Source organism: Streptomyces sp. AC555_RSS877 (assembly GCF_019049245.1).
GTDB lineage: Bacteria > Actinomycetota > Actinomycetes > Streptomycetales > Streptomycetaceae > Streptomyces.
The window spans coordinates 68,447-83,475 of the sequence record NZ_JAGMUK010000079.1; the positions used below are offsets into that span (position 1 = coordinate 68,447).

General features: G+C 69.6%; 10 protein-coding genes and 1 pseudogene. 7 read left to right on the top strand and 4 right to left on the bottom strand.

Translation table 11 applies throughout. The annotated features are described in order from the left end of the window. Positions 1-9: 9 nt before the first annotated feature. The gene (locus KUM49_RS32095; protein ID WP_217240473.1) at positions 10-1,596 is read right to left on the bottom strand and encodes an ABC transporter substrate-binding protein; all 1,587 of its coding nucleotides are present in this window, start codon (positions 1,594-1,596) and stop codon (positions 10-12) included. Positions 1,597-1,796: 200 nt separating this feature from the next. On the opposite strand from KUM49_RS32095, the gene KUM49_RS48835 reads away from it, so the two are divergent. After that, positions 1,797-2,165: an ImmA/IrrE family metallo-endopeptidase gene (locus KUM49_RS48835; protein ID WP_254402128.1), complete on the top strand. Its 369-nt coding sequence runs from the start codon at positions 1,797-1,799 to the stop codon at positions 2,163-2,165. Here the strand turns inward: KUM49_RS48835 and KUM49_RS32105 are convergent. Both KUM49_RS32105 and KUM49_RS50835 read right to left on the bottom strand, forming a co-directional pair. Next, the gene (locus KUM49_RS32105) at positions 2,065-3,483 is read right to left on the bottom strand and encodes an MATE family efflux transporter (protein WP_217240475.1); all 1,419 of its coding nucleotides are present in this window, start codon (positions 3,481-3,483) and stop codon (positions 2,065-2,067) included. The genes KUM49_RS48835 and KUM49_RS32105 overlap by 101 nt on opposite strands. A 61-nt stretch (positions 3,484-3,544) precedes the next feature. Then, positions 3,545-4,237: pseudogene (locus KUM49_RS50835) on the bottom strand (TauD/TfdA family dioxygenase); the annotation flags it as partial. A gap of 260 nt (positions 4,238-4,497) precedes the next feature. Between KUM49_RS50835 and KUM49_RS32120 the strand changes: the two are divergent. The 4 genes from KUM49_RS32120 to KUM49_RS32135 are packed head-to-tail and all read left to right on the top strand — an operon-like array spanning position 4,498 to position 9,518. Further along, on the top strand, positions 4,498-6,054 hold the full coding sequence (locus KUM49_RS32120; protein WP_217240476.1) for an ABC transporter substrate-binding protein: 1,557 nt from the start codon (positions 4,498-4,500) through the stop codon (positions 6,052-6,054). Positions 6,055-6,092: 38 nt separating this feature from the next. After that, complete coding sequence (locus KUM49_RS32125; protein ID WP_308406840.1) at positions 6,093-7,061, top strand: ABC transporter permease; 969 nt, start codon at positions 6,093-6,095, stop codon at positions 7,059-7,061. A 52-nt stretch (positions 7,062-7,113) separates the two neighbouring features. Next, complete coding sequence (locus tag KUM49_RS32130; protein ID WP_217240478.1) at positions 7,114-7,929, top strand: ABC transporter permease; 816 nt, start codon at positions 7,114-7,116, stop codon at positions 7,927-7,929. Then, positions 7,926-9,518 carry an ATP-binding cassette domain-containing protein gene (locus KUM49_RS32135; RefSeq protein WP_308406841.1) on the top strand — a complete coding sequence of 531 codons (1,593 nt, stop codon included), beginning with the start codon at positions 7,926-7,928 and terminating at the stop codon, positions 9,516-9,518. Before KUM49_RS32130 ends, KUM49_RS32135 begins: the two co-directional genes overlap by 4 nt. A 642-nt stretch (positions 9,519-10,160) precedes the next feature. Here the strand turns inward: KUM49_RS32135 and KUM49_RS32140 are convergent. Beyond that, complete coding sequence (locus KUM49_RS32140; protein WP_217240479.1) at positions 10,161-11,399, bottom strand: helix-turn-helix domain-containing protein; 1,239 nt, start codon at positions 11,397-11,399, stop codon at positions 10,161-10,163. Between the two features lie 215 nt (positions 11,400-11,614). On the opposite strand from KUM49_RS32140, the gene KUM49_RS32145 reads away from it, so the two are divergent. Together KUM49_RS32145 and KUM49_RS32150 are read left to right on the top strand one after the other, a co-directional pair. After that, positions 11,615-13,078, top strand: a complete 1,464-nt coding sequence (locus tag KUM49_RS32145; protein ID WP_217240480.1) for a class I adenylate-forming enzyme family protein — start codon at positions 11,615-11,617, stop codon at positions 13,076-13,078. A gap of 103 nt (positions 13,079-13,181) precedes the next feature. Further along, positions 13,182-14,993: a DUF3556 domain-containing protein gene (locus KUM49_RS32150; RefSeq protein WP_217240481.1), complete on the top strand. Its 1,812-nt coding sequence runs from the start codon at positions 13,182-13,184 to the stop codon at positions 14,991-14,993. Positions 14,994-15,029: the final 36 nt, after the last annotated feature.

The window sequence follows — 15,029 nt, forward strand, 5'->3', positions numbered from 1 at the left end:
GCGGCCGGGTCACTTCTTCGGCCGCCAGTCCTCGATGTTCCACCAGGGGCCGCTCGCGAAGCCGTGCTCGTGCGGCTCCAGTTGCGTCGTCAGCTCGCTCCAACGGTCGGTGAGTACGTAGATGTGGTCGATGTGGGTGAGGAAGGTATAGCCGGGGTCCTTCACGAGTTCCCGCTGAAGCGTGTCGTAGGCGGTGGCGCGCTTCTTCGGGTCCTGGCTGCGCCGGCCGCTGTCCAGGGCCTCGTCCACCGCGGCATTGTCGTAGCGAGCCATGTTGTTGAAACCGTCACCGGCGAGGGAGGAGTGCAGCAGGGTGTACAGGCCGAAGTCGGGATCGCCGGTGCTGCCGAAGCCCGCGAGGACCGCGTCGTCCTTCATCCGAGGCTCGACGACCTCCCAGGTCGCGCTCTCCACCGTCACGTCGATGCCGGCCTTCTTGGCGTCGGAGGCGTAGGCGAGGGCGTGGTCCTGACGGACCTTGTCACCCGAGGGATAGAGCAGCGTGAACGCCGCCTGCTGGCCGCCCTTGGTGCGGATGCCGCCTTCACCGGTCTTCCAGCCCGCCTGGTCGAGGATCCGCCGGGCCTTGCCGAGATCCTGCTCGCGCTCGATGCCCTGGGCGAACCACGGATCGTCGACGGGCAGCGGCCCGTACGCGGGACGCCCCGCCCCATCGAGGATCCTGTCGACCATGGCCCTGCGGTCCACGGCCGCGTCGAGCGCCTGCCGTATCGCCCGGTCGCCGGTGACCTTGTTCTGCTGAGGAAGAGTGACGGTCCGGAAGTCGTAGGACTTGGCGTCATACGTCTGCAGGCCTTCGTCGTCCTTGAACGTGGCGGCGAGGTTGGGCGGGAGGATCGCGCCGTCCAGGTCACCGGAGCGCAGGCGGGTGGCCCGTACGTTGTCGTCCGCGATGACCGCCATGGTGAACGTCTTCACCTTCGGCGCGGGGCCCCAGTAGTTCGGGTTTGCCTTGAACGTGAGCTTCTCGCCCTTGCTCCAGGAGGAGAGGACATACGGGCCGGTGCCGACCGGCTTGGCGTTGAACGAGCCTGTGTTGGGGTCCTGCCTGGCAGCGATGTGCTCGGGGACGACGGGCAGCACGGTGCGCGCGGCGAAGGGTGCGTACGGGTACTTCAGCGTGAAGACGACCTTGTCGTCGCCGTCCGCCCGGACCTTCTTGACAGCGTCCAGCTCGCTGCGGGCGGTGTTGTTGGTCTTCTCGTCCAGCATGGTCCGGTAGGTGAAGACCACATCGGAGGCCGTCAGCGGCTCCCCGTCGCTGAACTCCACTCCCTCACGCAGGGTGTAGGTGTAGGTGAGCCCGTCGTCGGCGACCTGGGGGAGAGCCTTCGCCAGGGCGGGCGTGAGCTTCAGGTCAGCGTCGCGGGCGAGGAGTCCGTCGAACAGCTTGGAGTTGCCGTCCTTGCCGTAGCCGAGCAGCGGGCTGACGGTGTCCGGCTCGGACGCGACCCCGATCACGACGGAGGCGGCGGCCTCGCCATCACCTTCGCCGCTGCTGGGCGCCGAGCACGCGGCGAGCCCGGTCAGCATCGCCGCCATGATGGCGGCACCTCTTGTCCGGCGGGTCGTCATCAGCCTCACACCCTTGCTGCGCATTGTCTGTTGTTGCATATGATTTGCAACAAGAGGGTACCGCGCAGCTGTACGACTGGATCGACGAACGCTTCCGCTTGCCTGAGCCAGATCTCCCGTCCCTCGGCAAACCGGATCCCGAGACGGCTTCCGAGATGGTGCGCACCCGCTGGGACCCGGGCAACGCTCCAGCGCCCAACATGGTGCACCTACTCCAATCCCACGGCGTCCGAGTCTTCTCCCTGTCACCGGATTCCCTCGAGGTGGATGCCTTCGCGGTGTGGCGGGGCACTACCCCGTTCGTCTTCCTGAACACGATGGAGACCGTCGAGCGGAGCACGTTCGACGCCGCCCACGAACTGGGCCACCTCGTCATGCACGCCACCCGTGAGCGCCCTGCACCGGAAGCCGAACGCCAGGCCAACGACTTCACCAGCGCCTTCCCGCCCAAGGCCCGGCGTCCGGCCCTCAGGCCTGGGACGGCGCCGGTTCCGTTGCCCGGGGCAGCCGGCTTAGGCCCCGGTCGAAGCGGCGTAGGAGGAGTACGGCGGTGGTGGCGAGGCCGGTGAGGAGGCCGAGCCAGATGCCGAGGGTGTCCAAGCCGATGGCGAGGCCGAGGAGGGCCGCGGCGGGCAAACCCACGAGCCAGTAGCCGACGAGGGTGACGCGGAAGCCGCCCTTGGTGTCGTCGAGGCCGCGCAGGAGACCGACGCCGATGTTCTGGGTGCAGTCGAAGAACTGCAGGACCGCGGCGACCAGGAGGAGCTGCGTGGCGACCTCGACCGCCCTGTCGTCACCGCTGTCGAAGAAGGGGGCGAGCACCAGCTGGGGCACGGTCACGTACACCAGCCCGACCAGGGCCATCACCGCCGCCGCGCAGGCCAGGGCCGTGGTCTTCAGGCGCCGCGCCGCGGCCAGGTTGTGCAGGGCCAGCTCGCGGCTGACGCCGATGGACGCGGCGTGGGAGAGGCCGACGGCGACCTGGAAGACGATGTAGACGAGTTGGTTGACGGCGGTGTGCGCGGCCAGCGCGGCCGTGCCGAAGCTGCCCGCGAACAGCGCGACGACGAAGAAGAAGCCCGCCTCGGAGCCGTAGGTGGCGGCGATCGGCGTACCCAGCCCGGTGAGCCTGCGCAGGGTGGCCGGGCGGGTCTTCCAGATGGCGAGCGACAGTACTGGGGCGAGCCGGGCGTCGCGCCGGGCGGAGAGGTACAGGGCCAGGCACGACAGGGCGTACACCAGGCTGGTGGACAGGCCGATGCCCGGCAGGCCCAGGGCCGGGAAGATCCAGGTGCCGTGAATGAGGGCCCAGTTGAGGCCGGCGTTGACGGCGATCGAGGCGATGGTGATGCGCAGCAGGGCCTGTGGGCGGCGCATGCCGACGGTGAACTGGCGTATCGCCTGGAACCACAGGCAGGGGATCAGACCGGGCGCCATGGTGTAGAGGACCGGCTTGGCGGCGTCGACCACGTCCGGGTCCTGGCCGAGCCAGATCACGGCGTGCCCGATGAGCACCATCAGGACGGCACCGGCGACACCCGCCAGGGTCGAAAGGAGCAGGCTCGCCCGGACGAGGTCGCGGATCTCGTCCTCGGCGGCCTCCTTGTCGGTGTTGCCGGAGCCGTCCCCGGCGGATTCTGCGCGCGCGTCGGCCGCCGCGACCTGGTTGCCGACGGCGGTGACCATGCCGACGCCCATGGTGCGCAACTGGTTGAAGATCACCATGGCGAGGCCGCCCGCAGCCAGGGCCTCGGTGCCGAGCAGGCCCATCATGATGGTGTCGGTGGTGGTGAGGGCGACCTGGGCGAGCTGGGTCAGCGCCAGCGGCACGGCGAGCGAGGCGAGGGCGCGGCTGTCGCCGAGGAGGCGGGCGAGGGCGGGCGGCATCGGGTCCGTTCCTGTGTGCGGGGTACGACGGGTGTACGACGGGGCCGGCACCCCTGGGCTGTTACACCTGGGCTTCCGGCGCGACGCGGCGGAGCTTGGGGAGCAGCTCGTCCACCTCCCGCTCGACGTCGGGGGCGAGCAGCTCCCGGGCGCTCATCCAGTCGTCGTCGAAGACGGTGTCCAGGTACTTCTCGCCGCCGTCGTTGATCAGAGCGACCATAATCGTCCCCGGCGCCAGCGAGGTCATCCGGGTCAGTGCCTCGTACACCACCCCGCCCGCCGAGCAGCAGCCCGGTGCGGCGGGCCACGGCCCGGGCGGTGGCGAAGGCCTCGATGTCGCCGACCTTGGCGCCCTCGTCGACGGCCTGGCCGTATCCGTGCTCCGACTTCTCGGCGGGGGGACGGGTCTGACGGCCCCGCACACGCACGGTGAGGAACGTTTCAGCCAGCGGTCCGTGCCGTCGTAGCGGGCCTTGAAGGGGACGCGGCCATGGACGACCAGGTCGTTGTCGACGACCAGGACTTCACCAAGGCTGAGGCTCACCGCCACGCTGACGCGGGAGAGTTCGTCCTCCAGTCGGCCGTAAGCCTCGCGGTGGTCCTCGGGCGCCCGGTCCAGCGGGGTGTAGGCCGGGTCGAAGCGCAGGGTCAGGCCGTCCTCGGACTGCCACAGTGTGGGCATGGCCGGCGGCTCACCCTCGTACCCCTGGGCCTCCTCGTAGGCGTCGTCCGGCAGGATCGGCAGAACGGGGCGGCTGGGCACTCCACGTGCGTTGTGCGGTGCGAGGCGCGTGCAGTGGCCTACGGGCATGGCGAAGAAGGCCTCCCCGGAGCGGACCGGCTGGTCCGGAGCGGCTTCGGGTAGCCCGTCGGAAACATAGCCAGCCCATAGGAAATAGGGAAGGCTTACCTAAGAAGGATCTATGTCACACTGTTCGCGGTCTTGTCGTGCAGGCGCGACACAGGGTAGGTAAGGCTAAGCAATCCAGCCAACTGCGGGAAAACGAGGAACAAGTGGAGCTGACGCGACGTCACGTGCTGTGGGTCGGCGGCGCCCTCGGCGCGGGCGCCCTGCTGACCGCCTGTGGGGGCGGCAGCGACGAGGAGCCGACCGGGTCCGCCACCGGCGACTCGGCCAAGCCCCGCAAGGGCGGCACGCTGCGGGTCGGCGCACTGGGTCGCGCGGGCGCCATCACCCGTGACCCCCACGGCACTCAGGCCAACGAGAGCGACTACCTCATCCTCAGCCTGATCTACGACACACTCACCGTGCCCGGCACCAAGCCCAACACCGAGCCGAGGCTCGCGGCGAGCTGGAAAGCCTCCGACGACCTGAAGACGTGGCGGTTCACGATCGCCAAGGGCGCGAAGTTCCACGACGGTTCAGCGGTCACCGCCGAAGACGTCGTCTTCTCGCTCAAGCGCCTGCGCGCCACGCCGGCCGGCGCCTCCCGGCTGCCGGGCATCCAGGAGAAAAACATCAGCGCCGAGGGCACCGACACCGTCGTCCTCGTCTCCGACTACGCCAACGCCGAACTGCCCCTGCTGACCCGCCTCACCACCTTCGTCATACCGAAGGGCACCACCGACAAGGGCATCGCCAAGGCCCCCGGCACCGGCCCCTTCAAGCTCGACTGGTTCCGCGGCGGCAACGCCCGCCTCGTCCGCAATGAGGACTGGTACGGCGGCGAGGTGTACCTCGACGCCATTGAGGTGAAGATCTTCGAGAGCCCGCAGGCCATGGCCAGTGCCCTGCTCGCGGGTCAGATCGACGTCGCTTCCAACGTCGGCGCCGTCGCCGCCCGTACAGCCGAGGGCCGCAAGGACATCCAGACCGTCCGCCGCCCCAACGACATGGCGATGCCCATCGTCATGCGCACCGCCGACGGACCCTTCGCCGACGTGAAGGTCCGCGAGGCGCTGCGCCTGGCCGTCGACCGCGAGGCCATGGTCAAGCAGGTCCTCTCCGGCTACGGCACCGTCGCCAACGACGTCCTCGGCACCGGCGACCCGGCCTACGACAAGAGCCTCCCGCAGCGCACCCGCGACCTCGCCAGGGCCAAGGAACTGCTGAAGGAGGCGGGCTTCGACACCTCCAAGACGTACGAGCTGTACACCACCGAGGACATCTCCGGCCTCGCCGAGTCGGCCACCCTCTTCGCCACCCAGGTCCGCGAGGCGGGGGTGAAGGTGAAGGTCGTCAAGCAGGAGTCGGGGACCTTTTGGGACAAGACCTGGCTCAAGGGCGACCTGTACACCACCTACTGGGGCACCAACGACTCCGTGGTCTTCTTCGCCAGCAAGACCATGGTCTCCGACAGCGGCCAGAACGAGGCCGGCTGGAAGAGCGAGGCATTCGACACGGCGTACGAGAAGGCCATCGGCACCGCCGCCGCGGTCGAGCGCACCGCGCTGCTGAAGGAACTCCAGAAGATCGAGTACGACAGCTCCGGCTATCTCCTGTGGGGCATGGCCGACGGCATCGACCTCGCCGGGTCCGCCGTCCGCGGGCTGCCCACGCTGCCCGGTTACGGCAGGGTCCAGCTCGAACAGGCGTGGCTGGCCCGTTGACGCCTGAGACAGTCGCGCCGGCCGGGCCCCCTCCCGTGGTGGAGAGGGCCCGGCCGACCCGCGCTCCCGTCCGGTTGCTCGCCCGGGTCGGCCTCGTCGTCCTCAAGCGGGCGGTACTGCTCGCGGTGCTCCTCGCGCTGGTCTTCGGCACGGTCGAACTGCTGCCGGGCGACGCCGCGACGGCCACCTCCGAGCGCGGCGAGAGCGCCGCCGACACCGAGGAGCGGCGCCGGCTGCTCGGCCTGGACCGGCCGGTCCTGGAACGCTTCTGGAACTGGATGAGCGGCCTGCCCACCGGGGACCTGGGCACTTCGGCACGCGGAGAGAAAGTCACGGACCTCCTCTCGACCGCGTTCCCGAACACGCTGTTGCTGGGCGGCCTGGCCCTGCTGCTCACCGCCCTGCTGTCCACCGTCCTCGGCTGCTGGGCCGCGCTCCGGCCAGGCGGCCGGGTCGACCGGGCGGTGTCCGGCACGGCCACCGCCGTGCTGGCCCTCCCGGAGTTCGTGGTCGCCGTGGCCCTGGTCCTGGTGCTGTCGCTGTGGACAGGATGGCTGCCCGCCGTGACCATCGCCGACGCCGACGGAACCCCCGCCTCCTGGGAGATGCTGGTCCTGCCCGCGCTCGCTCTGACCATCCCGCAGGCCGGCTGGAACGTACGCATCGTGCGCGCCGCCCTCGCCGACGAGGCCCGCGCGCCGCACGTGGAGACCGCCGTACTGGACGGCCTTCCACCCCACCGCGTCCTCACCCACCACGTGCTGCCCGGGGCCCTGCCCACCATCACCGCCGGCCTCGCCACCTCCACCGGCATGCTCCTCGGCGGCGCGGTGGTCGTGGAGACCATCTTCAACTACCCCGGTATCGGCTCCGTCCTCGCCTCCGCGGTCACCGACCGCGACAGCCCCGTCATCGCGGGTGTGACCGCCCTGTCGGGCGCGGTCATCACCGGCGTACTGCTCCTGGCCGACCTCGTACGCGACCTGACGGCGGGAGCACGGCGATGAAATACAAGCGGCTGCCGACGAACGCCGGAGCCCTCGACGCCGGAGGCCGCCGATGACCCCCCGGGCGCGTGCCACGCTCATACGTGTTCTGCCCGCCCTGCTGCTCGTCTGCCTCGCCCTTGCCGGACCGTGGCTGGCGCCGCACGCCATCGACGCGCCGGTCACCGCGCCGTACGGGGAACCGGGCGCGGACGCGGTGCTCGGCGGCGACCAGCTCGGCCGGGACGTCCTCACGCGGCTGCTGGCCGGCGGTCGTGAGCTGGTGCTCTCCTCGCTGCTGGTCGCGGTGCTCGTCACCGGCAGCGCGGCGGTCCTCGGTGCGACCGGTGCCCTGCGGCCGCGAGTCGGGCGCCTGGTGGAACGGGTCGCCGACGTGCTGATGCTGCTGCCCGCCGTCCTGGGCATCCTCCTGGTCACCCTTTCCTGGCCGGACGGCGGCCGGCTCGCCGTCATCAGCGCCGCCGTACTGCTCGGCGTGCCGTACGCGGTGCGGCTCGCGGCCGGCGCGGCGGCACCCGTCGCCGCCTCCGGGTACGTCGAGGCCGCCGCGGCCGGCGGCGAACGTCTCTGGCACCTCGTCCTGCGCGAGGTCCTGCCCAACCTGCGCGCCACCCTCCTCGCCCTGTTCGGCCTGCGCTTCGTCGCCGCCGTCTACCTGGTCGCCACCGCCGGGTTCCTCCAGGTCGGACCCCAACCCCCGGCCGCCGACTGGGCGTTGATGATCCGCGAGAACTCCTCCGGCATCCTCCTCAACCCCTGGGCCGTCGTCGCCCCCAGCATCGCCATCGGCCTTCTCGCCCTCAGCGTCAACCTCGCCGCGGCGGCCCTCGCCCCGCAGACCGGCCGGAAGGCGGTGACCGTTCTGTGAGCCACGTACCCGACCGGTACCGGAAGGACGACGACAACTCGGGCCCCGACGGCACCGCAACTCCCCCTGCCGAAGCGGCAGTCAAGGTCTCCGGCCTCACCGTCGCCGCCCTCGACGGCCGGGTGGTCCTCCAGGACGCCGAACTCGCCCTCCACCCGGGACGGGTCGTCGCTCTGACCGGCCCCTCCGGCTCCGGCAAGACCACGCTGCTGCGGGCCCTCACCGGACTACTGCCACCCGGCACACGACGCACCGCCGGCCGGGTCGAAGTCCTCGGCCACGACGTGTTCGCCCTGCCCGAACGGGAGTTGCGCGCCCTGCGCCGCGAGCGGCTCGCCTACGTCGGCCAGGACCCCGGCTCGGGACTGAACCCCCGTATGCGCGTCCGCTCCCTGCTCCGCGAACTCGCCGACGACCGGACCCCGAAGGCGATACGGGCGCTTCTCGCCGAGGTACGGCTCCCGGACGACGGCTCCCTCGCCGTCCGCCGCCCCGCCGCCCTGTCCGGCGGACAGCAGCGCCGAGTGGCCCTCGCCCGTGCCCTGGCCCGCCGCCCCAAGGTCCTGCTCCTGGACGAGCCCACCGCCGGGCTGCACCCCGAACTCCGCGAAGAGATCGGGGAGTTGCTACGGCACCTGGCCGCTGAGCACCGCCTTGCCGTCGCGCTCTCCTGCCACGACCCCGGACTCGTCGAGCGGATCGCGGACGAGGTGGTGGAACTCGGCCCGTACGGAGGCGTCGCTTATACCGGCACCTACACAGGGGGGACCGCCGCAACCCCTACGACCGGGGAAAGGCCGGAGCGGCAAACGCCCGCGGCCGCAATCGAAGCCGTGCTCGACGTCCGCGACCTCCGTGTCACCTTCGGCCGTCGCTCGGACGCCCCCGCGCTGAACGGTGTTGCCCTCGCCGTCGCGCCCGGCTCGGCGACCGGGATCGTCGGTGCCTCGGGCTCCGGCAAGACCACGCTGGCCCGTGCCGTGGTCGGGTTGCAGCCGGTCACCGCCGGCACGATCAGCCTCGACGGGGTGACGCTGAGCACCGGCCCGCGCGGCCGGAGCCGCGAACAGCGGCGCCGGGTCCAGCTGGTCACACAGAACCCGCTCGGTGCGCTCAATCCCAGCCGCACGGTCGGCGCCACGGTCGGCAGGCCGATGCGACTGCACCGCCGGTGCGGGGCGGGCGAAGTGGCCGCGCGTGTGGTGGAGTTGCTCGAGCAGATGGGTCTGCCGCCCGAGTTCGCCGACCGCTATCCGCACGAACTGTCCGGCGGACAGCGTCAGCGCGTGGCCATCGCCCGGGCGCTCGCCGCCGATCCGGACGTCCTGATCTGCGACGAGGTCACTTCGGCGCTGGACTCCGCCAGCGCCGAGGCGATCATGGACCTGTTGGTCCGGCTGCGAGAGGAGCGAGGCACGGCCCTCGTCCTCATCAGCCACGACCTCCCGCTCATCGCCGACCGCACCGACACGGTCACCGTCCTCGACGCGGGTCGCATCGTCGAGTCCGGCCCCACGGCAACCGTCTTCACCGCTCCAGGCCACGCGGTGACCCGGGCTCTCCTGCGGACCCCGGCGGGGAGGACGTGACGTACTCGGCCTCTCTCCGGGGAGACGTCCCAGCCTTTATGAGGGCCGTCGAGGCTCCGTCCCGAATAACGGGTCGAAGCCCCTGGGCTGAGGAAGGGGAATCCGCTGCGAACGAGTTGGAGCCCCTTTCCGAGCTGGCGCGATGAGCGTCCCGTACCTGCGCCCCACCTGGGCGGGCCTCATTGAGGCCGCGTTGAGGCCGCAAGGACAGGAACAGACTGACAAGGCCTGAGGAGGGCCGATTGAGCACGCGGAAGCTGGTGCGGATCAGGGCCTGGTCATCTACGAGCAGAACGCAGATGGTCATCCCTGCATCCCCTGACCAGTAGCTGGGGGCAGTGTGCCGGCATGACCCGCGAGGGCGATGGCAGTATCGATCAGGCGCGGGTGAGCCGCGGCCGCGTCGGCATACGCCGCGTTGGACGACCCTGTCCACCAGGGCGGCGTCGAGGGCGCGACGGTCGAAGAAGCAGCGGACAGGCGCAGGGCGCGGCGGACGAGGGGGCGGATGCCGCGGGCGCGGTCGGCGGCCGGTCGAGCGGGCCGTCGCGCGCCATCACCTCTGTCCTGTGTCATCGGTCGGATAGCCGTGGGTTGCTGGATCGCGCCCCTGATCCGGATACCCGACCGATGATCGTGCGGTTACGCACCCCGCACGTACCTGAGCCCGAGCTGCGCGCAGGCCAGTAGCGCCACCTCGATGTCCAGACGGTGTTCGGTGAGCGGGTGGCCGAGTATCTCCTCGGCCTTGCGTACGCGGTAGTGGACGGTGTTCTTGTGCACGTGCATCCTGGCGGCGGCGTCGGTGAAGCTGCCTCGTGCGTCGAGGAAGACCTGCACGGTTTCGCGCAGCCGGACCGTGGCCTCGTCGTCGCGCATGAGGTCACCGAGCACGCGTCCGGCCCAGGCTCTGACATCGGTGAGGTGGTCGACGAGGAGGCCGGCCAGCCCGACCTGGGCATGAAGGAAGAGCGCACGACCGGGGGCGGCCCCGGTGGCGGCGACGTTGCGGGCACGCTGCGCGTCACGGAACGTCTGCCGGAATCCGTCGAGTCCGGGAGACGGGTCACCGATGGCGACGCGGAGCGCCGGGTGTCTGCCCAGTTCCTCTTCGAGCCGGTGGACGTCGAGGACCGGCTTTCCGACGGAGGAGATCCACGCCCAGCATGTCTGTTCGTCCGCGGAGATCGTCAGTGGGGCCTTGCCGGTGGCTGCGCCGAGCATCGCCTCGCTTGCCCGGAGTTGGGCCGCGGCCGGGGCGGGTGCACTGGGCTCGGCCCAGATGATGGCTGCCAGATGCCATCCGCGCAGCGATGTCGAGAGCATGTTCTCGGCCGAGACGAGGTCGAGCCCTTCCGTGTCGAGCACGGCGCGGACCTGGGCGGCGCGGGCGGCGTCGGAGCGGGTGTCCCACCGTCTGCGTTCGTTCTCGTAGATGTCGATCAGGCCTTCGATGACCTGGTCGATGTAGCTGTTGACCAGGAGCGCGATCCGGCTGGTCGTTGCCAGCGCCTCGTCCGTGGAAAGCTCCAGACGGCGCAGAAAGGCCATGGCCCACTGTACGAGCATGTGTTCACCGAGGCGGTAGGCCCGCAGCAGCGCCTCCAGCGACAGGTCGTGCTGGGCGAAACGGCGTGCGTACTCGGCGGCGGCCGGGGGCACGGTGATGTCGTCGAGCGAGATGCTCAGCCTCAGCATGTCGAGGATGGCCGCCAGGTTCGACGAGGTGCTGGCGACCATGAGCCGCCGTACCGCGTCGTCGTGCCGGAACTCGGGGATGACGTGGACGAACATCGAGGTCATCTCGGTGGTGAGGCTCTCCAGATCGGCCTGGATGTACTTGGCGACATCCCGCACGGTCCCGTCCATGTCGGTGCTCATGGCTGACGGTAACCGGATGGCTGGCGTCCGCAACAGGACTCATCGCCATGTTTCCCGTCGTCCCCGCCCGCCCAGTACCCATCACCTCGTGCCTTTGTGACGGCGGCACAAAGCCGCGCTTGCGAGCTGGGACGCGGGCCCATGGCCGACCGGGTGTGCCCTTCCTACCTTTTCCTCACCAACTCCGTCACGGTGCGACTCAATGGTGAGGAAACGTGCAGCACATCGCCGAACTGCCGGATGCCAGGGCCACCCGGAATCCCACAGGACCCTGCATTGCGGACGATCATGAACAGCTGAACAACCGGGAATTCCTTGCTCGCGTGCGGACCGCGACGACAGCTCTGCGCACACGAGGAATCGGTGCGGGCGACGTAGTGGCGCTGATTCTGCCGAATCGCCTGGAACTCGTCGTCGTCATGTTTGCGGCCTGGCGTCTCGGCGCCGCGGTCACACCCGTGAATCCGGGACTCACCGAGGTTGAGGCACGCCACCAGATCGAGGATTCCGGAGCGAAAGCGGTGATAACCGACAACGCGTCCCACCCCGCCGGGACGCTCTCCGTGTCCGAGGCGACGTACACGGAGTCCGGGGGCGACGCGGACTCGGCTAACGCGGTCCCGCTGACGTCCGGCTCCCTCGCCTTGATCATCTACACGAGCGGGACCACAGGCCGTCCGAAGGGCGTGATGCTCGACCATGCCAACATCGCCGCGATGTGCCGGATGATCATCGACGGTGTCGGCCTGAACGACAGCGACCACAGTCTCCTGGTCCTGCCGCTGTTCCACGTCAACGGGATCGTGGTGAGCGTGCTGTCGCCGCTGCTGGCGGGCGGGCGCACGACGATCGCCGGCCGCTTCAGCGCCTCGACCTTCTTCGCCTCGGTCGAACGCGCCCGGCCCACCTATTTCTCCGCGGTGCCGGCGATCTACGCGATGCTGGTGGCGCTGGCCGACGACGTGCGGCCGGACACCTCCTCGCTGCGCCGTGTCATCTGCGGGGCGGCACCGATGCCCGCAGAGCTGATTTCCCGGTTCGAGCAGCGGTACGGAGTGCCGATCGTCGAGGGATACGGACTCTCCGAGGGCACCTGTGCCTCGACGCTGAATCCCCCGGCCGGCCTGCGCAAGCCCGGCACGGTCGGGCTGCCACTGCCCGGACAGACGGTCGCGGTGATGGACGGCGAGCGCAACCTGCTGGGCTCCGGGGCGGAGGGCGAGATCGTCGTCCGGGGCCCGAACGTCATGCGCGGCTACCTCGGGCTGCCGGAAGAGACCGCCCGGACCGTCATCGACGGGTGGCTGCACACCGGCGACGTCGGGCGCTTCGACACCGACGGCTATCTCGTCCTGGTCGACCGGATCAAGGACATGATCATCCGGGGCGGGGAGAACATCTACCCCAAGGAGATCGAGAACGTCCTGCACGCCCACCCGGCGGTGCTGGAGGCGGCAGTGGTCGGGGCAGCCGATCCGACGCTGGGCGAGGTCCCGGTCGCGCACGTCGTACTCCTGCCAGGCGCGACGGTCACCGCCGACGAGCTCGTCGAACACTGCCGCGGCTCGCTGGCCCGGATCAAGGTGCCGGTGGCGGTCACTGTCACCGATGCCCTGCCGAGGAATCCGGTGGGAAAGATCGACAAACGGCGCCTCCGCACATCGACGCTGAACTCGTAGAAATCATCCCTTAATTCACCCGAGCATTTTCGCGGCCGCGGTCCGGCGCGCTCGGAAAGCACCTGAAAACAGGAAATGAAAATCGGCAGGAAAGGTGACAATAATGGGCTTCAAAACGGGCGACTTTCCCCCCGTCGAACAGGAGACCTTTCTGGAGGAACCGCTTAGGGAGCGGCTGAGAGCACTGTCCCTGCACTGGGTGGAATACGGGTTCGGCACACCGAAGATGATTCCGGCGACCTATGCCGTCAAGGTCCTCGTCCTCTATGTCCTCGGCGGTACGGCCCTGGCGACCTGGACCTCGGGCACAGGCCCCTTCTGGAACGTCACGCACTGGTGGAACGAACCGGTCGTCTACCAGAAGCTGGTGCTTTGGACGGTCTTCCTGGAAGTCGTCGGTGTCGCGGGCTCCTGGGGCCCGATCGCCGGCAAGTTCAAGCCGATGACCGGCGGGATCCTGTTCTGGGCCAGGCCGGGCACCATCCGGCTGCGGCCGTGGAAGCGGGTGCCGTTCACGCGCGGGGACCGCCGCACGGTGGGCGACGTCGTCCTCTACCTGGCCTTCCTGGTGTCCCTGCTGCTGGCCGTCCTGATGCCCGGCACTTCGACCGCCTCGCTCACCGAGGCGCTGCCGCACAACACCTCCGGGCTGGTGCGCCCGGCCCTGCTGGTGGTGCCGATCGTCCTGTATGTGCTGAATGGCCTGCGGGACAAGACGATCTTCCTGGCCGCCCGGGGTGAGCAGTATCTGCCGGCGTTGCTGTTCTTCGCCGTACTGCCGTTCACCGACATGATCATCGCGGCCAAGATGCTGATCTGCGTGGTCTGGGTCGGTGCCGGGGTGTCGAAGTTCGGGCGGCACTTCACCAACGTGGTCTCACCGATGGTCTCCAACAGTCCATGCGTTCCGGCGAAGTGGGTCAAGCGGCTGCACTACCGCGACTTCCCCCGCGACATCCGCCCGTCGAAGGTCGCGACCTTCGTGGCGCACGTCGGCGGTTCGACCGTGGAGATCGTCACCCCGCTGGTGCTGCTGTTCTCCGCGAACCACCGCCTCACGCTCGCCGCGGTGGTGCTGATGGTCGTCTTCCACTTCTTCATCGTCTCCACGTTCCCGCTGGCGGTGCCGCTGGAGTGGAACCTGTTGTTCGCGTACCTCTCGGTCTTCCTGTTCCTCGGATTCCCCGCCCCGGGCGGCTACGGCGTCAGCGACATGTCCTCGCCGTGGCTGGCCACCGCCATCGCCGCCGGACTGCTGTTCTTCCCGGTCGTCGGCAACCTCCGCCCGGACCTGGTGTCGTTCCTGCCCTCGATGCGGCAGTACGCGGGCAACTGGGCCTCCGCACTGTGGGCATTCGCGCCCGGCGCGGAGGAGAAGCTGAACTCGCTGCCGCATCGCCCGACGAAGAACCAGGTGGACCAACTCCAGGCGATGGGGTACCCGCCGGCCGTCGCCGAGATCACCATGCAGCAGACGATCGCCTGGCGATCGATGCACAGCCAGGGCCGCGGCCTGTTCTCGGTGCTGCTGAAGAATCTTCCCGATCTCGACCGACGGACCGTGCGCGAGGCGGAGTTCGGCTGCAACTCGCTGATCGGATTCAACTTCGGCGACGGCCATCTGCACAACATCGACCTCATCAACGCCGTGCAGGCCCGGATCGGATTCGCTCCCGGAGAGTGGATCGTCGTCTGGGTCGAGTCACAGCCCATCCACCGCGGGACGCAGAGCTACCAGGTGATCGACGCCGCCCTCGGAGTGATCGAGCGGGGTACGTGGAAGGTCGCCGACGCGGTGAAGGAGCAACCATGGCTGCCGAACGGCCCGATTCCGCTGAACGTCACCTTGGCCCGCGAAGACACGCCCACGGCGTCGGAGACAGGCCCTCGGGTCGCGGAGCGACTGGCACCGTAGGGCAAGGACAGAACACCTTCCGGAAAGGCAGAGCCA

Bases quoted from the DNA above. Each gene is read 5' to 3' on its own strand.
- KUM49_RS32095 (WP_217240473.1), bottom strand. From the start codon at position 1,596: ATGACGACCCGCCGGACAAGAGGTGCCGCCATCATGGCGGCGATGCTG.
- KUM49_RS32105 (WP_217240475.1), bottom strand. From the start codon at position 3,483: ATGCCGCCCGCCCTCGCCCGCCTCCTCGGCGACAGCCGCGCCCTCGCC.
- KUM49_RS32130 (WP_217240478.1), top strand. From the start codon at position 7,114: ATGACCCCCCGGGCGCGTGCCACGCTCATACGTGTTCTGCCCGCCCTG.
- KUM49_RS32150 (WP_217240481.1), top strand. From the start codon at position 13,182: ATGGGCTTCAAAACGGGCGACTTTCCCCCCGTCGAACAGGAGACCTTT.
- KUM49_RS48835 (WP_254402128.1), top strand. From the start codon at position 1,797: ATGGTGCACCTACTCCAATCCCACGGCGTCCGAGTCTTCTCCCTGTCA.
- KUM49_RS32140 (WP_217240479.1), bottom strand. From the start codon at position 11,399: ATGAGCACCGACATGGACGGGACCGTGCGGGATGTCGCCAAGTACATC.